Consider the following 26,650-nt stretch of genomic DNA (forward strand, 5'->3'; position numbering starts at 1 on the left):
CGAATGGGATCGTGCGGTTAGCGATGGGGTCGATCGACAGGTATATCTTTCGCACGACGCTGGCGTCGTTTGCGGTGGTCCTGGTCAGTCTGACCGGCGTCATCTGGATCACGCAGGCGCTCCGCGGCATCGACTTGATGACAAGCCAGGGCCAGACGATCCTGACCTTTCTCGGCATCACGAGTCTCGTCATTCCGGCGCTGGTCCTGATTATCTCACCCATCGCATTGATGATCGCGGTCTCGCACACGCTGAACAAGCTGGCGACCGATTCGGAAATCATCGTCATGAATGCGGCCGGCTTTTCACCTGTGCGGCTGTTTCGGCCATTTCTCTTCGCAACGCTCGTGGTCGCGCTGATGGTCGCCTTTATCGCCGCCTATCTCGCCCCCGAAGGACTGCGGCGGATCAAGCAATGGGACGCGGAAATCACCGCTGACGTGCTGACCAACGTCCTGCAACCGGGGCGCTTCGCCCAGCTTGACCAGAATCTGACCATTCGAATCCGCGAACGGCTTCCTGGTGGCCTGCTGAAGGGCATCTTCATCGATGACCGCCGCGATCCTAAGGAACGGGTCAGCATAGTCGCCGACCACGGCACCGTCGTGAAGAACCAGGACGGATCGTTCCTGATTCTCGAAGATGGAAATCTCGAGCGTTTCGAGGTGGGCAAACGCGATCCGGCGTTGGTCGCGTTCGGCCGCTACGGCTTCGATATGTCCAAATTCAACCAGAGCCACGACGTGACGCTTGGCATTCGCGAACGGTATCTCTGGGAGTTGATGTCCCCGCAAGAATCCGATCCGATCTACAAGCAACTGCCCGGACAATTTCGCGCCGAATTGCACGATCGCTTCATGTCGCCGATCTATCCGTTTGCATTTGCCGCTCTCACCTTCGCCTTCCTGGGTGCGCCGCGTACCACCCGGCAAAGCCGGAACTTCTCGATCGGCGGCTCGATCCTTGCGGTCTTCGGATTACGGATGGCGGGATTCGCCTGTTCGGTCCTGACGGTGAAATCGCCGACCGCCGCACTCGTTCAATATCTGATGCTGTTTGCCGCGATCGGCATCAGTTTCTGGATTATCCTCGCCGGCGTCGTGATCGAACCGCCCGCCGGCCTGATTGAAGCCCTCAATCGATCAAATGAGCGAATTCTGCGGCTCTTTAGGCGGCCGGCCGTCGCATGAGCATGGTTACCAACACGCTTGGACGCTATTTCGCCGGCCGCTTCGTGGTATCGGCGCTCGGCGTCTTTGTTGCCATCTTCGTGCTGCTGGTGCTCGTCGACTACATCGAAATGGTGCGGAAAACCTCCGGACTTGTGGATGTTTCGGCCATCGCGGTTGCTGAAACATCGCTGTTTCGGGTCCCTCAGCTGCTCGAGAAGATGATGCCGTTTTGCATCCTGATCGGGGCCATGACCTGCTACCTGGCGCTGTCGCGACGTCTTGAACTCGTGGTGGCGCGCGCAGCCGGCGTTTCGGCGTGGCAGTTCATCGCCCCTGCTCTCGCCAGCGCGCTCGTGATGGGGGTCCTGGCGACAACCGCTTACAACCCGATGTCCGCGTACCTTCGCGAGGTTTCCAAGCGAATGGAAGCAAAGCTGTTCGGTAGCGCGCCGGGCGGTGGCGTGCAGGATGCGGCGGGGTTCTGGATCAATCAGGTCAACAGCGACGGACAGGCCATTATCAACGCCGCCCGCAGTGAACAACAGGGCGTTCGACTAACCGGACTGACCGTTTTCCGCTTTGACAATGATAACCAGTTCAAGGAACGAATCGAGGCGCGACAGGCGACTCTCGAAAAGGGACATTGGCTGTTCAAATCGGTCCGCCGCTTCACACTGAACGGACCACCGGTCGACCAGGACACCTTTACGCTGGCCACCAGTCTTTCGCCTGCCCAGGTCCGGAACAGCTTCTCCACCCCGGAAACTGTGTCTTTTTGGCAACTCCCCGACTACATCCGCTCGTCCGAGAGTTCGGGATTTGCGACCGCCGGCTATCGGCTGCAATACCATAAGCTCATCGCGCAGCCTTTTTTGCTTGCTGCGATGGTTATGCTGGCCGCCAGCGTGAGCCTTCGCTTCTTCCGTTTTGGCGGTGTCCAGAAGATGGTTTTGAGTGGCGTGGGCGCGGGCTTTCTGCTCTACGTTCTATCCAAAGTAACCGAGGATTTGAGCAAGGCTGAGTTGATGCATCCGATCGCTTCGGCGTGGCTGCCCGTATGCGTTGGCGGCCTCACCGGCTTTTTGGCCTTGTTGTACCAGGAGGACGGCTAGTGGCTGCGCCCGCCGCCCTCCGAAGAGGACTGCTTGCGTTTCGCCAGAGTGGTGCCGGACGCGGCGCGCGCGCTTGCGCGACTGGCATCCGCAAGGTGATTCTTGCCGTTGCGCTTGGTCTGCTGCTGTCGGCTGCCCTTGGACTGACAACGCCGCGCGCCGCTTTCGCGCAAAGCTTTAGCTACAATCCGAGACCGCCCAAGCCGGTCACGCAGCGACCGGCCAATGACGGCCAGATGCTCGTTCAGGCCAACGAGGTCGATTACGACTACAACAATTCGCGGGTGTCGGCGGTCGGTAACGTCCAGCTGTTCTACAACGGCACCAGCGTGGAAGCGGACAGGGTCATCTACGATCAGAAGACCAAGCGGCTGCATGCTGAAGGCAACATCCGCATGACTGATGTGGATGGCAAGATCACCTATGCCGACGTCATCGATCTCAGTGACGACTATCGCGACGGCTTTGTCGATTCGCTTCACGTCGACACAGCCGACTCCACGCGCATGGCGGCGACCCGCGCGGACCGCTCGAACGGCAACTACACGGTCTTCGAAAACGGCGTCTACACGGCGTGTGCGCCGTGTAGGGACGACCCGAAGAAGCCGCCGCTATGGCAGGTCAAGGCTGTTCGCATCATCCACGACCAACTCGACAAGATGCTCTACTTCGAGAACGCCCAACTCGAGTTCTTCGGCGTTCCGATGGCCTACCTGCCCTATTTCTCCGCCCCCGATCCGACTGTGAAGCGCAAGAGCGGTTTCCTGACGCCGGCCTTTTCGGAAACTCCCCAGTACGGATATGCGATGGAGACCCCGTACTATTGGGCGATTGCACCAGACATGGACGCGACTTTCACTCCGCGTTTCATGACCCAGCAAGGCGTGCTGCTCCAGGGTGAGTTCCGTCAGCGCTTGTTGGACGGCTCGTACCAAATTCGCGCCTACGGCATCGATCAACTCGATCCAGGCGCCTATGCCGGGCAGCCGGGTGACAAGCAATTCCGCGGCGGCGTTGAAACCAAGGGTGAGTTTGCCCTGAACGACAAATGGGTCTGGGGCTGGGAAGGTGTTGCGTTATCGGACTACAACATGCTGTTCGATTACCGCCTCTCCGTCTACCAGGACGTGTTTAACTCATTCCTGGCGCTTCCGACGGAGGCGCCCTCGCAGCTTTACCTGACGGGGGTGGGCAACCGCAGCTACTTCGACGCGCGAACGATCTATTATCTCAGCCTTTCCGGCAACCAGTCGCAGGTGCCGGTGATCTGGCCGGTGGTCGACTACGCCAACGTGTTCAACCATTCGATCCTGGGCGGCGAGGTCAGCTACAAGACCAACTTCATCAACATGAGCCGCTCTGATGCGGCGTTCGACCCGACAACTCTGGCTGCGGCCGCCAACGGAACATGCCTGCTCAATACCGCCGACACGGCGCAAAGCATCACCCGTGCGAACTGCCTGCTGCGGGGCATGCCGGGCACCTATTCGCGGCTCTCGGGCGAAGTCGATTGGCGGCGTTCGTTCACGGACTCGGCCGGCGAAATCTGGACGCCTTTCGCTAGCGTGCGCGCCGATGCCATCAACGCCGATATTTCCAACCAGCCGGGTGTCTCGAACTTCCTCCCCACCGGCGACACCCAGGCGCTGCGGGTGATGCCGGCGGTCGGCATGGAATATCGCTATCCGTTCATCAATGTTCAGCCGTGGGGCTCGACCACCATCGAGCCGATCGCCCAAGTCATCATTCGCCCCAACGAATCCTATGCCGGCAAGCTGCCGAACGAAGACGCCCAGAGCATGGTGTTTGATACCTCCAACCTGTTCGAGGTGAACAAGTTCTCCGGCTGGGACCGCGTCGAGGGCGGCGGGCGCGCGAATGCCGGCGTCGAGGCGACGACCCAGTTCGACCGTGGCGGATCGGTCACCGCGGTGTTCGGCCAGTCCTACCAGCTATTCGGCCTCAACTCCTACGCGGTGCAGGACATGGCCAATTCGGGGGTCGATTCCGGACTGCAGACGCCGATATCGGACTATGTGGCGAGCGTGAGCTACTCGCCGAACCGCATCTACACGATCTCGACACGGGCGCGATTCGACCAGGCAACCGGCAATATCCAACGCTTCGAGACCGAAGCGTCGGCCAATTTCGATCGCTGGTCGATCAGCGTCCTTTATGGCGACTATGCAGCGCAGCCTGATATCGGATACCTGACGCGCCGTGAGGGCATTCTGGTTTCCGGCTCGGTCAAGCTTGCGACGAACTGGGTCGCCCAAGGCGCTGCCCGCTGGGACCTCGTGGCCAACCAGATTAATCAGTATGTCGTCGGTGCCGGTTATGTCGATGATTGCTTCGTGCTGGCGGCCAATTACGTGACCTCGTACGAGTATGCGACAGCGACGTCGCCGCCCATACTTGGCCATGCTTTCATGTTGCAGCTCGGCTTGCGCACCCTTGCCAATACGATGCAAGGGTCGCAGTAAGTCCTTGGCCCGAGGGAATAAGCTTGGCCGGAGGCACGCTCAGGCGTCGTGACAGTGTCGGGCAAGCCGCCGCTGCAATCTAGAAGTGAGGTCTACTTTGCGGAACCGAACGGCAAGAAGCGCCGGCACGCAAGGAATTCCAGCGGGGGCTTAGGACTAGCGAACGCCTTGCGAATCTGCGGGTCGCGACGTGATCTCAGGGCTGCTTCATCCGACTTGGGCTAACTTACCGAAGATGACCATGACCGTTAAATTCATCAGAAGGCTTTCAACGCTCATCCTGGGCAGCGGCACCGTCCTTATTTTGGCTTCCGCATCTCCATTGCCGGTCTGGGCGCAGCAGGTCGCCTGCATGGTCAACGGAGATCCCATCACCGATTTCGATATCGAGCAGCGCTCGAAGCTGCTGATGCTCAGCACCCATAAAATGCCGGATCGCAAGGACGTGCTCAACGAGCTGATCGACGAGAAGGTGAAGATCAGGGAAGGAAAGAAATTCAGCATCGATCCTTCGGCCAGCGATGTCGACCAATCCTATGCCGCCATGAGCGGTCGGATGCATCTGTCGCCGGACCAACTGACGAAGTCGCTCGAATCGCAGGGAATTCGTGTCGAGACGCTCAAACAGCGTATCAAGGCTGATATGGTCTGGAGCAATCTGGTCCGCGGCCGATACAAGGAAAGCCTCCAGGTCGGAGAGAAGGAAGTCGAGGAAAAAGTCAAGGAACAGGGTGGCGAACAAGCGCCCGATAACACCCAAGGCTTCGAATACAAGATGCAGCCGATTGTGCTGGTCGTGCCGCGCGGCTCATCGCAAGAGGTCATCGAGTCGCGCAAAAAGGAAGCCGAGGCTCTGCGAGCGCGCATCCAGACCTGCACGGAGGCAAACGCGTTCTTCAAAAGCATGCAGAATGCGGCCATACGCGAAACCGTTATCAAGACTTCGGCCGACCTGCCTCCCTCGCTCCGCGAAATCCTGGACAACACGCCGGTCGGTCATCTGACGCCACCCGAAATAACCAGGCAGGGCATCGAGATGGTTGCGCTGTGCGCAAAGGAACCGACGAAGGTCGATACGCCGAAGAAGAGGGAAATTCGCGAAAAGATGTACAACGAAAAATACGACGCGAAGTCGAAATCGTATCTGGCCGAAGTCCGCAAGGCCGCGATGATTGAATGCCATTGACCGATGGCAAAGCCCCTCGCGCTGACCTCGGGCGAACCCGCAGGTATTGGATCTGACATCACGCTGAAGGCATGGCTGTGTCGTGACGAACTCAAGCTGCCTGCCTTCTATTGGCTCGGGGATTCCGCCTCTCTCGCTCGTCGGGCGAAGCTTCTTGGCTTGAATATCCCGCTGGCCGAGCTTCGCCCTGAAGATGCCGCCAGCGCGTTCGCGCAAGCTTTGCCCGTGGTGTCCACTGGTCAGGTTGCAACCGCCCAACCTGGTCGCCCCGACGATAGCAGCGCAGACGCGGCCCTGACCTCTATCCGCCACGCGGTCGCGGACGTCACGGCCGGGCGGGCGGGCGCAGTCGTCACCAATCCGATTGCCAAGAACGTGCTTTACCGTGCCGGGTTTCGCCATCCCGGCCATACCGAATACCTGGCCGAGCTCGCTGCCACAAAGGGCTCGACGCCGCAGCCTGTCATGATGTTGTGGTCGCCAACGCTCGCGGTCGTACCCGTGACTATTCATGTCTCATTGCGTGAGGCACTGGCGCAGCTTTCGGCCGACCTCATCGTCTCGACGGTACGCATCGTCGTGGCGGCTCTGAAATCCCGTTTCGGGATCGCGCGCCCCCGCCTGGCAGTGTCCGGATTAAACCCGCATGCGGGCGAGGACGGCTCGCTGGGCACGGAGGAGCAGACGATCATTGCGCCCGCTCTCGACATCCTGCGCAAGGAAGGCTTTCAGATTCGCGGACCGCTGCCGGCCGATACGATGTTCCACGAAGCGGCGCGGCAAACCTATGACTGCGCGATCTGCATGTACCACGATCAGGCGCTGATCCCGATCAAGACGCTGGCCTTCGAGGATGCCGTCAACGTCACCTTGGGGCTGCCGCTCATTCGCACTTCGCCTGATCACGGAACGGCTTTCGATATCGCCGGAACCGGCAAGGCCAACCCGGCAAGCCTGATTGCGGCTCTCCGGCTGGCCGCCCGCATGGCTGACGCTCGACCCGCATGAGCGCTATCGACGACCTTCCGCCGCTTCGCGAGGTCATTCGCCGGTATTCGCTTTCGGCTCGCAAATCTCTCGGGCAAAATTTCCTTCTCGACCTCAATCTCACCGGCAAGATTGCGCGCGCCGCAGGCCCGCTTGATGATGCGACCGTGGTCGAGATCGGGCCCGGACCCGGCGGACTGACACGTGCGCTTCTGGCCATGGGCGCACGTCATGTGATTGCGGTCGAACGCGACGAGCGCGCTTTGCCCGCGCTTGAGGAAATTTCCGCGCGATATCCGGGGCGGCTGGAGATCGTCTGCGCCGACGCGCAGCATTTCGATCCGCGCCCATGGCTTGGCTCCACGCGTGCCAAGATCGTTGCCAACCTGCCCTACAACATCGCGACCGCGCTTTTAGTCGAGTGGCTGTCCATCGAACCATGGCCGCCCTGGTATGATATGATGGTGTTGATGTTTCAGCGCGAAGTCGCCGAGCGTATCGTGGCGCGCGAAAACGAGGAAGCCTATGGACGGCTGGGCGTGCTCGCCAATTGGCGCGCCGAAACCAAGATCCTGTTCGATATTTCGCCTGCCGCCTTCGTGCCGCAGCCGAAGGTCACCTCCTCTGTCGTGCGATTGACGCCGCGACAGGCGCCGGACATCTGCGAGCGCCCCGCGCTGGAGCAGGTCGCGGCCGCCGCCTTCGGCCAGCGGCGCAAGATGTTGCGTCAAAGCCTGAAATCGCTGGCCGTCGATCCAGCCCGGCTGGCCGCCGCGGCGCAGGTCGACCTTACCCGGCGTGCCGAGACCATCCCCGTCTCCGGCTTTGTTGCCATGGCGCGGGAATTGACCCATATACGCAATACTACCTGAAGCTCTTGCCGGAGAGATCTCATGCCGCTCATGCGTCGCCAATCCCTGGTCAAGTTTGATGCGCCGCTGTGCGAAACGGTGATCGAGGCGCCTAAGCCTGTTGGCCGTGAGGTTCTGGTCCGGATCGAGCGGTGCGGACTTTGCCACTCCGATCTTCATATCCAGGACGGCTATGCCGATCTCGGCGGCGGCAGGAAGCTCGACACCACGCGCGGCATGACCTTGCCGTTCACGCTTGGCCACGAGATCGCGGGCATCGTCGAGGAAGTTGGTGCCGACGTTTCGAATGATCTGATCGGCGCAAAACGGGCGGTATTTCCCTGGATCGGCTGCGGTCAGTGCCGCGAGTGTCTGGCAGGTGACGAGAACCTCTGCGCCAAACAGCGGTTTCTTGGCGTCACCATCGATGGCGGCTTCGCAACTCACGTCCTCGTGCCGGACGCCAAATACCTGCTGGAGTACGATCCGCTGCCGGTCAATCAGGCTGCAACGTTGATGTGCTCGGGGGTCACTGCATACGGCGCCCTGAAGCGACTGGTCGACCGCCCGCGCCAGCGCAACCTCTTGCTGATCGGCCTCGGTGGCGTCGGCATGATGGGACTCGCGTTTGCGAAAGCGATGTTCAAGCAACCGATCACGGTCGCAGACCTGAGCGCAGCGGCGCGCGAGACCGCGCTCAAGAACGGCGCCGCCGTCGCCTATGATCCGTCGGAGCCGGAGATCAGCCGTCGCATCCTCAAGGAAACCGAAGGTGGCTTCGACGAAATTGTCGACTTTGCCGGCAACGAAAAGTCGATGGCTTTCGCGGTTTCGGTTCTGGGCCGCGGCGGCAAGATCGTGGTCTCGGGTCTCATGGGCGGCAATTTCAGCCTGCCCATGGTGCAATGGGTCTATAAGCGGATGACCGTCGAAGGTTTCATGGTCGGCACGCTTGCAGAGGCGCACGAGCTGATGGCCCTGGCGCGCGCCGGCGAGGTCAATCCGACGCCGATGCGGGAAGAGCCCATGGCCGACGTCCAGAAATGGATCGATGCATTGCGAGCTGGACAGGTCGTCGGACGAATTGTGCTGAAAAATTAAGGCAGGATTTGTCTGTTCTGTCGGCCTTTGCAGCGACGGGTGCGAGCCCGAATTAAGCCCCATGCTGTCCGGATTTGCGGCGTATTACGACCCAAGTTTTTGGCGAGGTTAGTCTGGTGAAAAGTATTGCGTTCACCGGAGAGTCGCATGCCAAACCGAACCGCAAAATTCGCAGCAATCGCTTTCGTCAACGTTCTCGCGAGTTTTCCGCTTGTCACATTGGCGCGCGCGGAGACGGCAGCGCCTGACAATTGTCTTTCCGCCCCCAAGGGCGAAACGCCTGCGGGCAGCCGTTGGCGATATCGTGTCGACCACGTCAACAAGCGCAATTGCTGGTACCTTCGTCCCGAAGGCGGCGCCCAGGCGCAGGCGCTGCCGCAGAACGGTACGGCGGTATTCACACCGCCCGCCAAGCCCTCCGTTTCGGACGCACGCGCCGAATTCCGTCCTCCGGACAATACTCTGGCCGACCCGTCCGGCAGCCAAGCCAGCCCCTCTGCCGGAAGCAGCGCCAGCGAGACAAGCTCTGCGAGCGCCTCGATCTGGAATGCAGCCCCACCTGTCGCCACGCGCTGGCCAGACGTTCCGGTCGCGAGCAGCTCGGCCAACCCTGCGCCTGCCGCGCCACCTCCCGTCAGCGAGCCTACGCAGGCTTCTGCCGAGCCAGGTCAGCCCGCTCACGCGGTCGCGCCATCAGCACCCGTCGCCAATCCGCCGGCTCCAATTCAGCCGGAAACGCTTCGGACGCTGATCGCTGCCGCGCTTAGTGCCCTGGCATTCGCTGGCGCCGCCGCTCTCATCGTCAGGCGGCGAGGCCTCGGCCGCCGTCTGCGCCGTCGCGTTGCCCAATCCGCGAGAGGACCGATCTGGGAGACAACGGATGATGATCGCATCATTCTGTCGGATCATCGCTATCAGGACATGCGGGATTATCGGCCACGATTTGCCCGTGGCGCCGGAGTTGCCTCGGCATCAAGCAACCGAAAGCCCGAGCCTAGCCGGCGCGCGCCCAGATACGCCCAGCGGTGACAACAGCTAATTCCCCAGTTGCCGCTGCAATTCGCGGACGAACGTCGTCAGTCCGGTGCGGCGCTCCCGCTTGAGCCGCTCCGCTTTGAGAATCGATTGGACCTCGGCGAATGCGTCGTCGACGGCGTGATTGATGACGATGTAATCGTATTCCGCCCAGTGACTGAGCTCATGGGTGGCGCGGCTCATGCGCGAACGAATAATGGCATCGCTGTCCTGGGCGCGGGTGTGCAGCCGCTTTTCGAGGTCGGCGGCCGAGGGCGGCAGGATGAAGACACTCACCACATCCGCCCGGGCCTTCTCGCGCAATTGCTGCGTGCCCTGCCAGTCGATGTCAAACAAGACATCCTGTCCTGCTGACAGGGCTGCCTCGACAGGATCGCGCGGGGTGCCATAGCTGTTGTCGAATACGGTCGCCCATTCGAGAAGTTCGTTGCGATCGACCATCTCCTTGAAACGGGCCGGGTCCACGAACAGATAGTCCCGGCCGTTCACCTCACCAGGCCTCATCGGCCGTGTCGTTGCCGAGACCGACATTTTCAAGCCAGGCATCTGCTCGATCAAAAGACGCGACAACGTCGTCTTGCCCGCACCCGAGGGCGAGGACAGGACGAACATCAACCCGCGTCGTTCAACTGACATCGCCGCGCTCACGATCCGTCATGCCTCACTCCAGATTCTGCACTTGTTCGCGGAATTGCTCCACCACGTTTTTCATCTCGAGGCCGGTGTTGGTCAATTCGATATCGTTCGACTTCGAGCAACAGGTGTTGACCTCGCGATTGAATTCCTGCGCAAGGAAATCAAGTCGCCGGCCAACGGGGCCGCCCTTGGCAATCATATCTCGCGCCTGGGCCACATGTGATGCGATGCGGTCGAGTTCCTCGCGCACATCGGCTTTTGCAGCGATCAGGAGCGCTTCCTGATTGAGACGATCGGGATCAAAGCGGTCCGATGTCTCGAGTAGCGCGGCAATCTGCTCAGCAAGACGAGCCTTGACTGCGTCCGGCTTGCGTCCCGGCGTGGCCTCGGCCTTTTTCGCCAGCTGTTCGATCTCGTCCATGCGTTGCTCCAGGATCTGGCCCAGCGCCGCCCCCTCGCGGCGGCGCATGTCGAGAAGTTGGGCCAGGGCCCGATCGAACGCGGCAGCTGCGGCATCCTTGGCAGCCTTGTCCTCCACCTCGTCGTTTTCCGGCTCGACCACCTCGATCACACCCTTGATGGCGAGCAAACCGTCGATGCTGGGGGCGACTGCGTCGATCTTGCCGGCGAGCGTTGCGGCAACGCGCACGATGGAGGCCAGAACATCTTCGTTGACACGAACTGTCGACAATGCGTTCGCGCGCTTGACATTGAGACTGGCGTATATCGTGCCGCGAGACAGTACCTCGGCCGCTCGCTTCTTGGCGAAAGCCTCCAGTTCGTCCCATCCGGGCGGCAGACGCAGGCGCAGATCCAGGCCTTTGGCATTGACCGACTTCAGTTCCCACTCGAACGTATAGGGCCCGCTGGCGCCGTGACTGCGGGCAAAGCCGGTCATGCTCGACAAGACCATCGCGTAAAACTCTCCAAAACGGAAGCTTTGGGCCAGGGGATTCGCTGGCCGACCACCAGCAAGCTTAGCGCGTCTGACGCAAAAGTGGAATTTGCGGTCTCCAATGCCGATCCGCCAGGAATCGAATTGAGCTCATGCTTCGGACGCTACTGCTGAGCCACTGGAGCGGACGCCGAGGAGTGCGATGCGCCTTGGTGGCCACGCGGCCTTCTGGCCGGCTTTGCCGGCGCAGGCGCCGGCGGCGTGTCCGCTGACGCATTGGCCGCTGCGGGCGGGATATCTTCGGCCGGCTCGACTGTATCGTTCTGTATCTGCTTTTCCATCGCCCTCAGCTTGGCAACGTTCTTCTGGTGTTGGTCATAGGATTCGCTGAAGGCGTGACCGCCGGTGCCATCGGCCACAAAATACAGGTCACGCGTCCGCGCAGGATTGGCCGCGGCCTCGAGCGAAGCTCGGCCCGGATTTGCGATCGGCCCGGGCGGCAACCCCTCGATCACATAGGTGTTGTAGGGCGAAGGCTGCTGAATTTCACTCCGCTTGATAGGCCGGCCCAACGTTCCCTTGCCGCCAACCAGCCCGTAGATAATGGTCGGGTCCGATTGCAATTTGATCTTCTGCCGCAGTCGATTAACGAACACCGCTGCAACCCGGCTGCGCTCGTCCGCTTTACCGGTTTCCTTTTCGACAATCGAAGCAAGCGTCACCAGCTGCTCGGGGGTCTTGATCGGAAGATCGGGGCTGCGTCGTTCCCAGAGTTCGGCGAGCACGCGCTTCTGCGCCTGCTGCATTCTGGCGATGACCTGCTCTCTCGGAGTGCCCCGCGGAAACTTGTACGTCTCAGGCAGCAACGTTCCTTCGCGCGGTATTTCGCGCACCGACCCAGAGAAAATATCGTTGTCGGAAAGGCGGGCGACGATCTGCTCCGAGGTCAGGCCTTCGGGGATCGTGACGGAATGCTGCACCACCTTGCCGTCGACGATGGTGCTGATGACTTCCCTTAAGCTGGCGTTCTTCTGAAACTGATATTCGCCTGGCTTGAGCTCCGAGCGTGCCCTAAGGGCAAATACGCTGCCGATGAATGCCCAGCGATTGCTGTCGATAACTCCTTCGCGCTGCAAGATATCGGCAATATCGGTTACGCCCGCGCGCGTCGGAATATTGACGATCTTGTCCGCCTGCAGCGGACCAGGCGCTTCGATCTTTTGCTTGCCGTAAATATAGATTCCGCCCACCGCGATCATCACGAACAGGATGAACGTGATGATCGCATTGCCGACCACGATAAACGGATTGCGGGCACGCTCAGACCGCTTGGGCGGCGGTGGAAGCTGTTCGGGCTCCAGCGCGGCGCGCGGACTCCTTGGCGAAATGGGCGGCCTTTCACTCATCGATGCAACCTGAATCCTGTCGGTTCAATCGTGGCCTTGAAACGCGCGTCGGCCGGTGGTCTCGCCCGGATCTAGGAATCGTCACCGAATGCGGCGAAACGGTGAAGTTCTGCGCGATCGGGACGCGCCGTTAACCTGATTCTAACCTTCGCATTGCGCGCCTGCGATGGCCAGACCACTAACGTTAATCGGTCACGCGCCGTAGAACCACGGACGCGTTTGTACCTCCGAAACCGAAAGAATTCGACAACACGACATTGATTTCGCGCTCGCGGGGCGTTTTCGGCACCAGATCGATCGCAGTTTCCACCGACGGGTTGTCGAGGTTGATCGTCGGCGGCGCGATGTTATCGCGAATAGCCAGAACACTGAAAATCGCTTCGATTGCACCGGCCGCGCCAAGCAGATGCCCGGTGGACGACTTGGTCGAGGACATCGAGACCCGGGACGCGGCATTGCCGAGCAACCGCTCCACGGCACCCAGTTCGATCTCGTCACCGACCTGCGTCGAGGTGCCGTGGGCGTTGATATAATCGAGATCGGAGGCCGAGATTCCCGCGCGCTTCAGCGCGGCACTCATGCTACGGAAGCCGCCATCGCCATCCGGAGACGGCGATGTGATGTGATAGGCATCGGCCGACAGTCCGTAGCCGACCAGTTCCGCGTACATCCTGGCGCCGCGCCGTTTGGCGTGCTCATATTCCTCGAGCACAACGACGCCAGCTCCCTCTCCCATGACGAAGCCATCGCGATCCTTGTCATAGGGGCGCGAAGCTCTTTCGGGCGTTTCGTTGAAGGACGTCGACAGAGCCCGTGCGGCACAGAAGCCTGCCATTCCGATCCGGCAAATCGGAGATTCGGTGCCCCCTGCAACCATGACGTCCGCATCGCCCAGGGCAATCAGCCGGCCCGCGTCGCCAAGCGCATGCGCTCCGGTCGAACAGGCGGTGACGACAGAATGATTGGGCCCCTTGAGTCCGTGCTCGATCGACACGTAGCCGGAGGCGAGATTGATCAGGCGGCCCGGTATGAAGAACGGGGACACCTTGCGCGGCCCCCGCTCCTTCAAAAGGATCGAAGTGTCGGCAATGCCGGACAGACCGCCGATTCCGGAACCGATCATGGTACCGGTGGCGCATCTGTCTTCCTCGCTTTCGGGATGCCAGTTGGCATCATCGAGTGCCTGTCGCGCCGCTGCCATGGCAAAGATGATGAAGTCGTCGACCTTGCGCTGGTCTTTCGGCTCCATCCACTGGTCAGCGTTGAAAGTATCGTTGCTGCCGTCGCCGCGCGGCACCACACAAGCAATCTGGCAGGTCAGATCAGAGACATCGAAGGTCTCGATCTTCCGGGCGCCGCTTTCGCCATTCAGGATCCGCTTCCAGGCCGGCTCGGTACCACAGCCAAGCGGCGAGACCATTCCCAGGCCCGTGACGACAACCCGCCTCATTCGTTCACTCCAGCCAACGATTCGCGGTCACCGGCAACGAACGGAGGGACCGCGAGGCCACGGTCCCTTCCGTCCTCTCAGCTCCGCGCGCGGGCGTCAGCTCTTCGCGTTCTTTTCGAGAAATTTGGTCGCATCGCCGACGGTCAAGATTGTCTCGGCGGCATCATCGGGAATCTCACAGCCGAATTCTTCTTCAAAGGCCATCACGAGTTCGACCGTATCGAGACTGTCGGCACCGAGATCGTCAATAAAGCTCGCATTGTCGACCACCTTTTCGGGCTCGACACCAAGGTGTTCGACCACGATCTTCTTAACCCGCTCGCCAATCTCACTCATCGCTCAACCTCGTGCTGTTCCATTGGACCGACCCAAGACGTACGAGCCATCGTGGTCGTGAATTTCATTCGCTATCGCGCACAGTCTTTGGGCCCGTCACGGCCGATCCGGACCCGGCGCACGATGACAGGCTCTGCATCGCCAATATACAGGGTTTCCATATCCTGCAATGGTGTTCTTTGCCCCTCACCGGCGTTCGGTTACCATACTTCCAATGCCTTGACTACAAGCCTCGGCCGCCGTCCCGGCCGACGTTTCGCCCCGTCACGGCATCTGACTCAAGTCGCTAAATCATCGCCATTCCGCCGTTCACGTGAATGGTCTGACCAGTCACGTAGGCGGCTTCGTTCGAGCTGAGATAGACCGCGGCAGCAGCGATGTCTTCCGGTGTGCCCAGCCGCGCCGCCGGAACCTTGGACAGGATCGCTTCACGCTGTTTCTCGTTCAATGCATCGGTCATCGGCGTGGCGATGAAGCCCGGCGCGATACAGTTGGCCGTGACGTTGCGGCGGGCATATTCCGCGCCAACGGTCTTGATCAGGCCGATCAGGCCGGCCTTTGAGGCGGTGTAATTGGCTTGGCCGGGATTGCCGGTGACGCCCACCACCGATGTCACCGCGATGATGCGGCCGAAGCGCTTGCGCATCATCAGCTTGGTCGCGGCACGGGCAAGCCGGAAAGTCGCAGTGAGATTGACGTTGATCACGTCGTCCCAGTCCTCATCACGCAGTTGCACAAAAAGATTGTCGCGCGTGATGCCGGCATTGGCGACAAGGATATCGACCTGTCCCATGGCGGTCTCAGCGGAAGGTACGAGCGCCTCGACCTCGGCTTTGTCGGAAAGATTACACGGCAGAACAAAAACCCGCTCACCGAGCTTGGCGGCGAGCGTATCCAATGCCTCGCGCCTCGTGCCGGAAATCGCAACGGTCGCGCCTTGCGCGTGCAGCGCTTGCGCGATTGCACCGCCAATGCCGCCGCTTGCGCCGGTGACCAGCGCCTTCCTGCCGGTGAGATCAAACATGGTTTTTTCCTTTAGCTCAGGATGACTGCGCTGCCGCGAGCGCATCCTTCGCGGCAACAATATCATTCGGTCCGCCGACCGAGACGCCAACCGCACCGTCGGCGATGCGCTTGACCAACCCGCTGAGCACCTTGCCGGAGCCGATCTCGAAAAAGCGCGTCACGCCATGCTCCGCCATATACGCCACCGACTCGCGCCAGCGCACCGTACCCGTGACCTGCTCGATCAGTCTGCGGCGGATCTCGTCGGGCTCGCTGATCGGAGCCGCCAATACGTTCGACACAACCGGCACGGCAGGCGGCTTGATCGTAACGCCGGCCAATGCCTCCGCCATCGCATTCGCAGCCGGCTGCATCAACCGGCAATGGAAGGGTGCGGACACCGGCAGCAGCATCGCGCGCTTGGCGCCCCTGGTTTTCGCGATCTCGACCGCCCTCTCGACGGCGGCCTTGTCTCCGGAAACCACCACTTGGCCGCCGCCATTATCGTTGGCGGCCTGACACACCTCTCCCTGAGCGGCCTCGTCTGCTACGGCGACCGCCGTGTCGTAATCGAGACCGAGTAAGGCGGCCATCGCTCCAACCCCGACCGGAACTGCCTTTTGCATTGCAAGGCCACGAACCCGAAGCAGCCGCGCAGTATCGCTGACGGAAAGGCTGCCGGCCGCGGCCAGTGCGGAATATTCGCCCAGCGAATGCCCGGCGACAAAGGCGGCGTGTTTAGCAACGGAAAAACCGGCTTCGCTTTCCAGCACCCGCATCGTGGCCAATGAGACCGCCATCAGCGCAGGCTGGGCATTTTCGGTGAGCTGCAGCGTCTCGCCCGGCCCGTCCCAGATGATGGCTGTCAACTTTTCGCCGAGCGCCGCATCGACCTCCTCGAACACGGCGCGAGCGGCGGGGAAAGCCTCGGCGAGTGCCTTGCCCATGCCGACGGCCTGGGAGCCCTGCCCCGGAAATATGAATGCTGCCGTCATGAGAGCCCTCGGAGATCCAATCCTGCCGCCACATCAGCGGATGGCGGTCAGATTATAATTATTTATCAATGCCTTGCCAGAATTTCCGGAACCGGAATAGCGCACCCAGCTGCAGATCGCGCCCGCAAGCCGCGGCCGAAAGACACCGCGGGAGCGCCCGATGTCAAGCCACCATCCTCGGCGCAAGACGCTTCGGCAGCTCCGGTCCACCCGGCTTTCGCTTGCCAGCGCGCCCAAAATGCTTATAACGCGGCGCATCCGTGGGTCCCGGCCGGGAGCTGAACGGACGGTCTCAGCAACTTCACCTTTTATCGGTGTTTTGATGCGGCAGGGCCAGTTGGCCCGTCGTCCCGTGCTCCCGCCTTCTTGAGCTTGATCCGAGTCCTTTCCGAAGGGTTCGAAGGGCTTGCCGCCGGGATCCGCGCCAACACAAGGAAAGGATATCCATGCCTCTATATGAGCATGTCTTTCTCGCGCGTCAGGACGCGAGCACCCAGCAGGTCGAAGAACTGACTGCCCAGATGACCGGCATCGTCGAACAGGCGGGCGGCAAGGTTACCAAGACCGAGAACTGGGGCGTACGTTCGCTCACTTATCGCATGAACAAGAATCGCAAGGCGCATTTCGTGCTCCTCAACATCGACGCGCCCTCGGCTGCCGTCGCCGAAGTCGAACGCCAGGAGCGGATCAGCGAAGACGTGATCCGCTATCTCACCGTCCGTGTCGAGGAGCTTGAAGAGGGTCCGTCGGCGATGATGCGCAAGGCCGACCGAGACCGCGAGCGGGACGACCGTGGCGGCGGCTTCCGTGGTGACCGCGAAGGCGGCTTCCGTGGCGATCGTGACGGCGGCTTCCGCGGCGATCGCGGGCCGCGCCGCCCCCGCGATGATGCCGACGCAGCGGAAGAGGAGTAAGATAAATGGCTGAAGCTGGTGCACGCCGTCCGTTTTTCCGCCGCCGCAAGACCTGCCCGTTCACGGGTCCCAATGCGCCGAAAATCGACTTCAAGGATTCCAAGCTGCTGATGCGCTACGTCTCCGAGCGCGGCAAGATCGTGCCGAGCCGGATCACCGCGGTTTCCGCCAAGAAGCAGCGCGAACTCGCGCGCGCCATCAAGCGTGCTCGTTTCCTCGGGCTGCTGCCGTACGTCATTCGCTGACGACAAATTGGCGCGATCCGCGGTGACAACGCCGCGGATCGACCAAGTTCATTCATAAGGCTTCCGGTCATCCGGCTGCCGATGGTTGGGGTCGATTGGACCTCTAACCGCTCGAAAGGGGCGGGACAGCTGATGATCGCGACCTTATCCATAGCGCTCGCTGCCGGCCTTGCGTCGGCCTTGATGTTCGCCTCGATCACGTCGGGCGAGGCGATCTCGCTGCTTTTGATCAATCTTGCACCGCTGCCGCTGATGGTGGTGGGACTGGTTTGGGGTCCCTTGGGCGCAGCCGTCGGCGGCACTGTTGCGACCATCGTCATCGCCTCGCTGTCCGGTTTTTCTTATTGTGGCGTCTTTGCGGTGGCGAACGCGCTGCCGGCCTGGTGGCTGGCACATCTCGTCCTGCTGGCGCGGCCGCGAGAGGAGACCGGCGCAGCCGGCCGGGACGATGAGCTGGAATGGTATCCCGTCGGCAGGATCCTGCTCTGGATCGTGGTGTTTGCCACGATCATCACGGCGACGATGCTGCTGATGATGGGCTCCGACGCCGCGTCGATTCACAACACCCTTCGCAAGGGCTGGGATGATCTCTTCGAATCGTCAGGGCTGGCGCTAAACGATTCTACTCTTGATGCATTGGTAGTGATCGCTCCGATCGGCGCCGAAATGGCCGTCGTGGCCGTGCTGGCCCTCAACCTTTGGCTCGCAGCGAAGATCGCCACGACATCCGGAAGGCTGCACCGTCCCTGGCCGGATCTGAAAACCGTGACGCTGCCGAGATTGACAGTCGCGGCCCTCGTTGCCGCCGCTGCTCTCTGTTTTTCCGGCGGCCTTCTGTCCATTCTGGCGCAGGTCGTGGCAGCCGGCCTGTCGGTCGCCTATGCGATGGCCGGTTTTGCCGTGCTGCACACTCTGACGCTCACCATGAAGGGCCGCGTATTGTGGCTTGGCTGCGCCTATGCGGTGGTTGCGGGCTTCGCCTGGGCGCTGATCGCCGTCGCACTGCTGGGGATAGCGGACGCCCTGTTCGGACTCCGGCAGCGGTACTTGCGCGCAAGGCCGCCGCCACTTCCAAAAACCTGAAATCGAAACTGCAATCCTGAAATGATCTGAAAGGAAAACGAATATGGAAGTCATTCTGTTGGAACGCGTTGCCAAGCTTGGCCAGATGGGTGAGATCGTTCGCGTCAAAGACGGATATGCCCGCAACTTTCTGCTCAAGCGCGGCAAGGCTCTACGCGCGACCGCCGACAACCGCGCCAAGTTTGATGGCATGAAGGCCGAACTCGAGGCCAACAACATCAAGGCCAAGGGCGAAGCTGGCAAGGTCGCCGAGAAGATCGATGGGCGCGAGATCGTCATTATCCGCCAGGCGTCCGAATCCGGCCAACTGTTCGGCTCGGTCTCGGTGCGTGACATCGTGCTGGCTCTCGCCGCCGACGGCATCACCGTTTCGCGGCCGCAGGTCTGGCTTAATGCGCCGATCAAGGCGATCGGCCAGCAGAAGGTCACGATTGCCGTGCATCCGGAGATCGAAGCGACCATTTCGGTGACGGTGGCGCGCAACGCCGACGAGGCAGAACGCATCAAGCGCGGCGAGGATATCTCGACCCGCCAGGAAGATCGGGACGCAGCCGCCGAGGCTATCGCCGCCGCTGGCGAATTCTTCGACCCGGAGGCGCTTCCGACCGAACTGACGCCGGAGCAGAGCGCCGCGCCAGAGCAGTAGGCAACAGCCTTATCGGCATGGAAAAGCCCGGCCGATCAGCCGGGCTTTTTTTGTATTGGCCACAGTCATCATTGCGAGATGGGAGGTGCCGGCGGTCCCGCTGGCCGGGGCGGCAAAGGCGCCGAAGCCGATACGGCTTGCGGCTCGGTCGTTGCTGTCGCTCGAGATGAGGCCGGCTCGGACGGCGGTTCGGTGGCAATGGCTGAGGTTGGAGCAGGCGCAGTGGCCGACACCGCGGCAGCCGGCGCGGCTGTCATGGGCGATGCCGGATCGCGACGGACGTCAGACTTATCGCCTGCGGTGCTATCCGCGGGCGCCTCGGTTCTGGCCGTCTCGGACTTGTCTGGTTCGGATTTCACCTCATCCCGCGGCTTCTCATCGCGCGGCTTCGTCTCGGCTTGGGCCTTGGCCGCAGCTTTATCCATCTCCTGCCCGGGCTCAATTTTTGCCTTCTCGTCCGTGTCCGGCTCCGCCTTCGGCGCCTCGGTGTTCGGAGGTTCATTGGCCATCGAAGGCGCCTGCGCACCGGGCGGCTTGCCGGGCTTATTCCGCTGCTTGGCCGAAAGCCGGCGGCCATTGGGACCGCGCGCTGGGTTCTCCTGAGCGGGCGCATCAACGACAGGCTTGCCCTCCTCCGAGGGCGCGGCGGAATGTGCCTGCCGTTTGCGGCTTTGCCGCCCACCCTCGGCCGGCAGCGGCATATCGTCCGGACGGCCGGCCTCCTGGCTCGGCGCATTCCTGTTCTTGCGGCCATGCTCGGGCTGTTCGTTGCCGCCCTGCCCTTGTTTGTCCGCGCCCTGCTTGGCCTGCCGGCTATCGCCTGCACCGTTGGAGATCACATAGGTGGCGAGTTGCGAAGCCATGTCGCCGCTTGTCGTGTAATGCTCCTTCAGGAAGCCGGAGAGCGCGCTGGACGCGACCGTCTTCAGCAGACCGCGCGGAGACTTGTGGCAGGCGCTGCATGCGCCTGCAAAAAGCTGGGAAGGGCTTTTACCTGCATCGAGGTTTTGAGCCTGGGCCCACGCCGCCGGGCCAATGAGACAACTAATCGAAAGCGTGACCGCCGCAAAAGTACGCGCTCGGCTCGACATTCCCTGTTCTCCAGACGCGGAAGACGCTTCCAGCCCCCTTCCGCAGGGCGCTCGGGGCGTCACCTTTTAGCCAATTCTCCCGCGAATGGAAGCGGGCTTACGACGAAAGGCGGAGTCGACCTGATTCCGGGAATATCTGCTTTGTATACAATACAGTAGCGTACGCACGCGCATTGCTTTTATGATTTGTCAAGACGCGCAGGTATCAGGAACCAATTTGTTCCCCGCGCGTCGGATGTGACGACTGTCTGGTTTTTCGATCGCTTCTTTTGGTGGTTTCGATGGACCGTTTGTTGCGTTACTTCCTTCAGGAGTTCATTCGCCGCGGTGCGATTACCTTTACCACCGCCAACGGAGAAAAGTTCACCTGCGGCGACGGCACTGGCCCTCATGTGTTCGTACGCTTCCTGACGGCTGACGCGGAGCGGAGGGTGCTTCGCAACCCCGAACTGGCGCTCGGCGAAATCTACATGGACGGTAACTTCGTGGTCGAAAACGGTTCGATCGCGGACGCCCTTTCCGTTCTGATGGATCAGCCGCAGGCTTTGCCCCGCTGGGCCAAGCCGTACTGGCGGCTGCGCTATCTGGCGAGGCATTTTCGCCAATTCAATCTACGCAGCCGTTCAAAGAACAACGTCGCTCATCATTACGACCTGGACGGCAGGCTCTATTCGCTCTTCCTTGATTCCGACAAACAATATAGCTGCGCCTATTTCGCGCATCCGGATATGACGCTGGACGACGCCCAGCTGGCCAAGAAGCGCCATATCACGGCCAAGCTTCTGGTCCGGCCAGGGGACCGGGTGCTCGATATCGGGTCTGGTTGGGGCGGCCTTGGGCTTTACCTTGCGGAAACAACCGGCGCCAGCGTCACCGGAGTGACCCTGTCGGCCGAGCAGCTGCGGGTCTCGAATGCCCGCGCGGAAGAGAAAAATCTCAGCCGGTCGGCCAGGTTTCTGCTTGAGGATTACCGCGACATTCCCGGTCCGTTTGAGCGGATCGTTTCCGTGGGCATGTTCGAACATGTCGGCGTCGACTTCTATGACACCTATTTCAAACGCTGTGCCGAACTGCTGACTGACGACGGCGTAATGCTGCTGCACTCGATCGGCCGTTCAGAGGGGCCCGACGCCACCAATCCCTGGATTGCAAAGTACATTTTCCCGGGCGGCTATATCCCGGCCCTGTCCGAGGCCCTGGCATCGATCGAGCGCGCCGGATTGCTGGTATGTGATGTCGAAATCCTGCGGCTCCACTATGCGGAAACGTTGAAGGCCTGGCGCGAGCGCTTCATGGCGCGCCGCGACGAAGCCATCCAGCTCTACGATGAGCGTTTCGCGCGAATGTGGGAATTCTATCTCGCCTCATCCGAGATGGCCTTCCGCAAACAGAACCTCATGAATATCCAGATCCAGCTCACCAAGCGCCAAGGCATCGTGCCGATGACGCGCGACTACATCACACATGAGGAAGCCAAGCTGCGGCGCGCGGAGCTTGGAAAGAGGCCGCGCCTCCAGATCGCCGGTGGATAGATCACCGCGTCCGTCAGTTCCGCAGGCTGAACCGAGAAGCATATGCCGGATGAGCCATAGCGGGCTTTCCAAGCCGGGCGCTCAGCGCCGCCAGTTCGCGCCGATCAACCGGACGGCTCCGCCATTCGGGACGGGAAAATTTTTCCATCTCATCGATGAGAATCGACAGCCACAAGGTCTGGTCCTTCTGGGTCCGCCATGACGAAAGTTGTTGGCTCATAGCCCGCTCCACCCTGCCGGCCTGAAAACCGCGCTCGTCGATAATCCCGCTGGCGCCATCTCGTTCCAGCCAGATCCTCCGAAAGAATCCCGGCCAGGTGTGACCTGCTTCACAAGTGACTCCGACGGCCTGCCCTAAACTAGCGAAATGGCTCGAAAAACCTCACCATCATCGCAAGAGGCGCGCTCGGACGAAGGCACCGATCTTGCGCTGATTGCCGCGGCCGCCGGGGCCGCCGTCCTCGCCCTGATCTATCTCGTCCTGCTCTGAGCGATTTGCCCGCCCAGGGGGCCGGAAAGCGCCAATGCAGCTTGCCGGTCCTTTGCGTTGGCAGGCCATGCGCCGGAGCGACGTCAAGCGCGGTTGCGACACAGTTGCAACATTTCCCAACTGCGATTGTGTGAATCGTGCATAAGGCCGTTTGTCGCTTCCGCTTGGCGCGAGACAGGCGCTTTATCGCTGCCCCTTATCTGCCTCACTTCCGCGAACACTGGATCTCATGCCCTCGCTCGATTCGAACGTTCTGAAACTCGCCCCCGAGGCGGGAACTCCCGCTTACCGCAGCGCACCTCACAACATCGAGGCGGAACAGAGCCTTCTAGGTGCGATTCTCGTCAACAATGATGCATTTTACCGGGTTTCGGACTTCCTTGAGGCGCGCCATTTCTTCGAGCCGATCCATCAGACCATCTTTGAAACCGCCGGCAGCCTGATTCGGATGGGCAAGGTCGCCACACCGGTGACCCTGAAGACCTTTCTTCCGGCGGATACGGACCTCGGTGGGATCACCGTCAGCCAATACCTGGCACGGCTTGCGGCGGAGGCGACCACCATCATCAATGCGCAGGACTATGGGCGCACCATCTACGAGTTGTCGCTACGCCGTGACCTCATCCGGATCGGCGAAGACATGGTCAATGTGGCCTTTGACGCCCCGGTCGATTTCGCGCCCCGCGCCCAGATCGAGGACGCCGAGCGGCGCCTTTATGAACTGGCTGAGTCCGGACGTTACGATGGCGGGTTTCAGAAGTTTTCTCAAGCGCTGACGGTTGCCGTCGACATGGCCGCCAAGGCCTTCCAGCGCGACGGCAAATTGTCCGGCATCGCGACCGGCCTGCGCGATCTTGATGTCAAGATGGGGGGACTACAACCATCTGACTTGATTGTTCTGGCAGGACGCCCGGGCATGGGCAAGACCGCGCTGGCCACCAACATCGCCTACAACGTAGCCCAAGCCCATCAGGACGAACTCCAGGCCGACGGCACGAGGAAAACGGTCAATGGCGGCATTGTCGGCTTCTTCTCCTGCGAAATGTCGGCCGAACAGCTGGCTACACGTATCATTGCCGAACGCACCGGCATTCCCTCAAGCAGCATCCGCCGCGGCGGCATCGCCGAGCGCGATTTTGAGAAGATCCGCGACGCTTCAATCGAGATGCAGTCTCTACCGTTCTATGTCGACGAGACCGGCGGCCTGTCGATTGCACAACTAATGGCCCGCGCAAGGAGGTTGAAGCGGCAGAAAGGGCTGGATCTTCTGGTCGTCGACTACATTCAGCTCTTGCAGGGATCGAGCAAACGCTCCGACAACCGTGTGCAGGAAGTTACTGAGATCACCACCAGCCTGAAAGCGCTCGCCAAGGAACTCACGGTCCCCATTATCGCATTGTCGCAACTGTCACGTCAGGTCGAAAGCCGCGACGACAAGCGGCCGCAATTATCGGACTTGCGCGAATCCGGTTCGATCGAGCAGGACGCAGACGTCGTGATGTTCGTGTTCCGCGAGGAATATTATCTTGCCATGAAGCAACCCATCCCCGGTACGGATGATCACATCAAATGGCAGGCCGAGATGGATCGCGCATTAGGCAAGGCCGAGGTTATCATCGGCAAGCAGCGTCACGGTCCAACCGGCACGGTCGAACTCCATTTCGAATCCAGCGTGACTCGTTTCGGCAATCTCACTCCTGACGGCCATTTGCCGACTCGAACCGACTAAAGGGCCACTCTCTCGGGTTGAACGGCCGCGCCCCCGTGCCTAAAATGCGGCATGAACATCGCCTCCGATCCAAGGTCGCTGTCGGCCGATTCTCTCCTCTCTCCGGAAGCCAATCAGGCGGCGGCCCTGGCCGCTGCCAATGGCGTACTCACCATTGATCTCGATGCTCTGGTCGCCAACTGGCGCAAGCTCGAAAAGACGGCCGTGCCGGCCGAATGTTCAGCGGTGATCAAGGCCAATGCCTACGGGTGCGGCGTGGCCCCGGTGGCCCGGGCGCTGGCCGCAGCCGGTTGCAAGACCTTTTTCGTTGCAACTCCAGAAGAAGCTGCCGCGGCGCGGGCGGTACTACCCTCTGCTATCATCTATGTCCTCAACGGACTGATCCAGAACAATGGCGATGCTTACGCGAGGATCGACGCCAGGCCCGTGATTGGAGATCTCAACGAACTTGCCGAATGGGACGTCTTCTGTCGCCGCACTGGCTGGGCGGGCGGCGCGGCCATTCACATCGATACCGGCATGCAACGGCTCGGACTCACAATCACCGAGGCGCAAGGCCTGATTCCGCGGATCCATGCCGGCGATCACGGCATATCGCTTGTCATGAGCCATCTCGCCTGCGCCGAGAACCTTCATCATCCGATGAATGCCAGACAGCTCGCAGCCTTTCGCGGCATCGCGAGCGAGTTTTCCGGCGTGCCGGCATCGCTCGCAAATTCGTCAGGGATCTTTTTGGGAAGCGCGTTTCAGTTCGACATTGTGCGGCCGGGCGCAGCCCTCTATGGCGTCAACCCGACGCCCGAAGCCGACAATCCCATGTTACCGGTCGTGGACCTGAAGGCCCGCGTGGTGCAAATCCGCGATGTCGAACGCGGCGAAGGCGTCGGATATGGCGGAAACTGGACCGCCCGCCGCCCCACCCGGCTTGCCATTGTCTCCGCGGGTTATGCCGACGGCTATTTCCGAGCCGGCAGCAGCAATGACGGTACGCGCGGCGCCGATGTCATCATTGCTGGCAAGCGTTGCCCGGTCGCCGGACGCATTTCGATGGACCTGATGGCCGTCGACGTCACCGATCTGGAAAGGAACATGGTGCGGCGCGGCCATCAGGCGACGCTGATCGGTGGGGGCATCACGGTGGACGAACTCGCCCACCACTTCGGCACCATCGGCTATGAGGTCCTCACCAGCCTCGGGACGCGCTACGCGCGGGTCTACAAGAGCGAGACCACCGGGAGCTAGCCGCAGTTTTCCGCCATCAATGCTTCGCCCCGGCATCGAGCGCTTTCCGGCAGGCGTCGCTGAGCTGGTCGTGCTGCTTGTTCAGACATGCAACGATACGGCCCCCGCCAGGTGAGACCCCAGAACAGTATTTTGCATAATCGGCCTTGCATGCTTCCCGTGTCGCGCTCTGCGCAAAAACGGACGTCGAAAATCCGAAGACGCAGGCGATCACAGCGATTGGAAGTCTGACCATGAAAGCTCCTCTTTTGTCCGATGGACTCTTGCAGATTGGCCGATGAAAGTCGCCACCTTCAACATCAACAATATCAACCGGCGCCTACCTAACCTTCTGGTGTGGCTCAAGCAAGCCAAGCCGGACGTCGTTGCCCTCCAGGAACTGAAATCGACCGATCACGATTTCCCGCAAGCAGCCATCGAGAAGGCCGGCTTTGGCGCGGTATGGCGCGGACAAAAGACCTGGAATGGCGTCGCGATCCTTGCGCGAAACGCCGACCCCGTGCTGATCCGCGACTCTCTGCCGGGCAACGGCCGCGATCACGAGGCTCGCTACATCGAAGCCGCTGTCAAGGGCATCATTGTAACGAGCATCTATCTACCCAATGGCAATCCGCAGCCAGGGCCGAAATTCGATTACAAACTCGACTGGTTCAAAAAACTTCGGACACACGCGGCCACATTCATCAAAAACGATGTGCCGGTCGTGCTCGCCGGCGACTACAACGTCGCGCCCACCGCGCTCGATATCTACCCCACTAAGTCATGGGACAAGGATGCACTGGTCCAGCCGGAGAGTCGCGCAGCATTCAAATCGCTCGTCGCGCAAGGCTGGACGGATGCCATCCGCGCGCTCCATCCCTCAGCACCGATGTTCACGTTCTGGGATTACAAGCGCAACCGATGGCGGCGCGATGCCGGCCTCAGGCTCGATCATCTTTTGATAAGCCCTGCACTGGCATCGCGGCTCAAGAAGGCAGGGGTTGATCGTCTGGTGCGTGGCGAGGAAGGCGCGAGCGACCATGCGCCGG

The 26,650-nt window shown here is 61.2% G+C and carries 26 protein-coding genes; 17 read left to right on the forward strand and 9 right to left on the reverse strand.

Annotation, left to right across the window (positions count from 1 at the left end):
• Positions 1-23 precede the first annotated feature (23 nt).
• The 8 genes from lptF (at position 24) to NEZ08_RS00285 (ending at position 9,921) form a co-directional block, all read left to right on the forward strand.
• A complete protein-coding gene (gene lptF, locus NEZ08_RS00250) occupies positions 24-1,190 on the forward strand; it encodes an LPS export ABC transporter permease LptF (RefSeq protein ID WP_298101813.1) in 1,167 nt (388 codons plus the stop codon).
• Complete coding sequence (gene lptG / locus NEZ08_RS00255; protein ID WP_298101718.1) at positions 1,187-2,284, forward strand: LPS export ABC transporter permease LptG; 1,098 nt, start codon at positions 1,187-1,189, stop codon at positions 2,282-2,284. The genes lptF and lptG overlap by 4 nt, the downstream gene beginning before the upstream one ends.
• The gene (locus NEZ08_RS00260; protein ID WP_298101721.1) at positions 2,230-4,767 is read left to right on the forward strand and encodes an LPS-assembly protein LptD; all 2,538 of its coding nucleotides are present in this window, start codon (positions 2,230-2,232) and stop codon (positions 4,765-4,767) included. The genes lptG and NEZ08_RS00260 overlap by 55 nt, the downstream gene beginning before the upstream one ends.
• Positions 4,768-5,008: 241 nt before the next feature.
• Complete coding sequence (locus NEZ08_RS00265; protein WP_298101724.1) at positions 5,009-5,953, forward strand: peptidylprolyl isomerase; 945 nt, start codon at positions 5,009-5,011, stop codon at positions 5,951-5,953.
• Positions 5,954-5,956: 3 nt separating this feature from the next.
• On the forward strand, positions 5,957-6,961 hold the full coding sequence (gene pdxA / locus NEZ08_RS00270) for a 4-hydroxythreonine-4-phosphate dehydrogenase PdxA (RefSeq protein ID WP_298101727.1): 1,005 nt from the start codon (positions 5,957-5,959) through the stop codon (positions 6,959-6,961).
• Positions 6,958-7,812 (forward strand): 16S rRNA (adenine(1518)-N(6)/adenine(1519)-N(6))-dimethyltransferase RsmA, encoded by an 855-nt coding sequence (rsmA, locus tag NEZ08_RS00275; protein WP_298101730.1) that lies wholly within the window; start codon positions 6,958-6,960, stop codon positions 7,810-7,812. Before pdxA ends, rsmA begins: the two co-directional genes overlap by 4 nt.
• 21 nt (positions 7,813-7,833) lie before the next feature.
• Complete coding sequence (locus NEZ08_RS00280) at positions 7,834-8,892, forward strand: alcohol dehydrogenase (RefSeq protein ID WP_298101732.1); 1,059 nt, start codon at positions 7,834-7,836, stop codon at positions 8,890-8,892.
• A gap of 147 nt (positions 8,893-9,039) precedes the next feature.
• Positions 9,040-9,921, forward strand: a complete 882-nt coding sequence (locus tag NEZ08_RS00285) for a hypothetical protein (RefSeq protein ID WP_298101735.1) — start codon at positions 9,040-9,042, stop codon at positions 9,919-9,921.
• Positions 9,922-9,927: 6 nt separating this feature from the next.
• Here NEZ08_RS00285 and gmk read toward each other — a convergent pair whose 3' ends face one another.
• The 7 genes from gmk to fabD form a co-directional block, all read right to left on the reverse strand.
• The gene (gene gmk / locus NEZ08_RS00290; RefSeq protein ID WP_298101737.1) at positions 9,928-10,563 is read right to left on the reverse strand and encodes a guanylate kinase; all 636 of its coding nucleotides are present in this window, start codon (positions 10,561-10,563) and stop codon (positions 9,928-9,930) included.
• Between the two features lie 25 nt (positions 10,564-10,588).
• On the reverse strand, positions 10,589-11,476 hold the full coding sequence (locus NEZ08_RS00295; protein ID WP_298101740.1) for a YicC/YloC family endoribonuclease: 888 nt from the start codon (positions 11,474-11,476) through the stop codon (positions 10,589-10,591).
• 146 nt (positions 11,477-11,622) lie between these two features.
• Positions 11,623-12,864: an endolytic transglycosylase MltG gene (mltG, locus tag NEZ08_RS00300; RefSeq protein WP_298101743.1), complete on the reverse strand. Its 1,242-nt coding sequence runs from the start codon at positions 12,862-12,864 to the stop codon at positions 11,623-11,625.
• Positions 12,865-13,048: 184 nt separating this feature from the next.
• A complete protein-coding gene (gene fabF / locus NEZ08_RS00305) occupies positions 13,049-14,314 on the reverse strand; it encodes a beta-ketoacyl-ACP synthase II (RefSeq protein ID WP_298101747.1) in 1,266 nt (421 codons plus the stop codon).
• Positions 14,315-14,410: 96 nt separating this feature from the next.
• Entirely contained in the window at positions 14,411-14,650 is a 240-nt protein-coding gene (locus tag NEZ08_RS00310; RefSeq protein ID WP_006610957.1) for an acyl carrier protein, read from the reverse strand.
• A gap of 286 nt (positions 14,651-14,936) precedes the next feature.
• On the reverse strand, positions 14,937-15,674 hold the full coding sequence (gene fabG / locus NEZ08_RS00315) for a 3-oxoacyl-[acyl-carrier-protein] reductase (RefSeq protein ID WP_298101777.1): 738 nt from the start codon (positions 15,672-15,674) through the stop codon (positions 14,937-14,939).
• Positions 15,675-15,690: 16 nt separating this feature from the next.
• Positions 15,691-16,650, reverse strand: coding sequence for an ACP S-malonyltransferase (fabD, locus tag NEZ08_RS00320; RefSeq protein ID WP_298101780.1), 960 nt, complete (start codon positions 16,648-16,650; stop codon positions 15,691-15,693).
• Positions 16,651-17,096: 446 nt separating this feature from the next.
• Between fabD and rpsF the strand changes: the two genes are divergently transcribed.
• The 4 genes from rpsF to rplI all read left to right on the forward strand — a co-directional run bounded on the left by rpsF (position 17,097) and on the right by rplI (position 19,538).
• On the forward strand, positions 17,097-17,564 hold the full coding sequence (rpsF, locus tag NEZ08_RS00325) for a 30S ribosomal protein S6 (protein WP_298101783.1): 468 nt from the start codon (positions 17,097-17,099) through the stop codon (positions 17,562-17,564).
• Positions 17,565-17,569: 5 nt separating this feature from the next.
• Positions 17,570-17,809, forward strand: coding sequence for a 30S ribosomal protein S18 (gene rpsR / locus NEZ08_RS00330; protein ID WP_298101786.1), 240 nt, complete (start codon positions 17,570-17,572; stop codon positions 17,807-17,809).
• Between the two features lie 132 nt (positions 17,810-17,941).
• Positions 17,942-18,892, forward strand: coding sequence for a hypothetical protein (locus tag NEZ08_RS00335; RefSeq protein ID WP_298101789.1), 951 nt, complete (start codon positions 17,942-17,944; stop codon positions 18,890-18,892).
• Between the two features lie 43 nt (positions 18,893-18,935).
• A complete protein-coding gene (rplI, locus tag NEZ08_RS00340; protein ID WP_298101792.1) occupies positions 18,936-19,538 on the forward strand; it encodes a 50S ribosomal protein L9 in 603 nt (200 codons plus the stop codon).
• A 68-nt stretch (positions 19,539-19,606) separates the two neighbouring features.
• Here the strand turns inward: rplI and NEZ08_RS00345 are convergent, their stop codons facing one another.
• On the reverse strand, positions 19,607-20,629 hold the full coding sequence (locus tag NEZ08_RS00345; protein WP_298101794.1) for a hypothetical protein: 1,023 nt from the start codon (positions 20,627-20,629) through the stop codon (positions 19,607-19,609).
• 281 nt (positions 20,630-20,910) lie between these two features.
• Between NEZ08_RS00345 and NEZ08_RS00350 the strand changes: the two genes are divergently transcribed.
• The 4 genes from NEZ08_RS00350 to alr all read left to right on the forward strand — a co-directional run bounded on the left by NEZ08_RS00350 (position 20,911) and on the right by alr (position 25,622).
• Positions 20,911-22,161 carry a cyclopropane-fatty-acyl-phospholipid synthase family protein gene (locus NEZ08_RS00350; RefSeq protein WP_298101797.1) on the forward strand — a complete coding sequence of 417 codons (1,251 nt, stop codon included), beginning with the start codon at positions 20,911-20,913 and terminating at the stop codon, positions 22,159-22,161.
• Between the two features lie 367 nt (positions 22,162-22,528).
• Positions 22,529-22,651, forward strand: coding sequence for a hypothetical protein (locus NEZ08_RS00355; protein ID WP_298101799.1), 123 nt, complete (start codon positions 22,529-22,531; stop codon positions 22,649-22,651).
• A gap of 229 nt (positions 22,652-22,880) precedes the next feature.
• Positions 22,881-24,380, forward strand: coding sequence for a replicative DNA helicase (locus tag NEZ08_RS00360; protein WP_298101802.1), 1,500 nt, complete (start codon positions 22,881-22,883; stop codon positions 24,378-24,380).
• Between the two features lie 51 nt (positions 24,381-24,431).
• Complete coding sequence (alr, locus tag NEZ08_RS00365; protein ID WP_298101805.1) at positions 24,432-25,622, forward strand: alanine racemase; 1,191 nt, start codon at positions 24,432-24,434, stop codon at positions 25,620-25,622.
• A 16-nt stretch (positions 25,623-25,638) separates the two neighbouring features.
• On the opposite strand, the gene NEZ08_RS00370 is transcribed toward alr, so the two are convergent.
• Positions 25,639-25,857, reverse strand: coding sequence for a cysteine rich repeat-containing protein (locus NEZ08_RS00370; RefSeq protein WP_298101807.1), 219 nt, complete (start codon positions 25,855-25,857; stop codon positions 25,639-25,641).
• Between the two features lie 42 nt (positions 25,858-25,899).
• On the opposite strand from NEZ08_RS00370, the gene NEZ08_RS00375 reads away from it, so the two are divergent.
• On the forward strand, positions 25,900-26,650 hold a 751-nt coding region (locus NEZ08_RS00375; RefSeq protein WP_298101810.1), incomplete at its 3' end, for an exodeoxyribonuclease III.

Origin of the sequence: Bradyrhizobium sp. (assembly GCF_027451485.1) — a bacterium.
GTDB lineage: Bacteria > Pseudomonadota > Alphaproteobacteria > Rhizobiales > Xanthobacteraceae > Bradyrhizobium.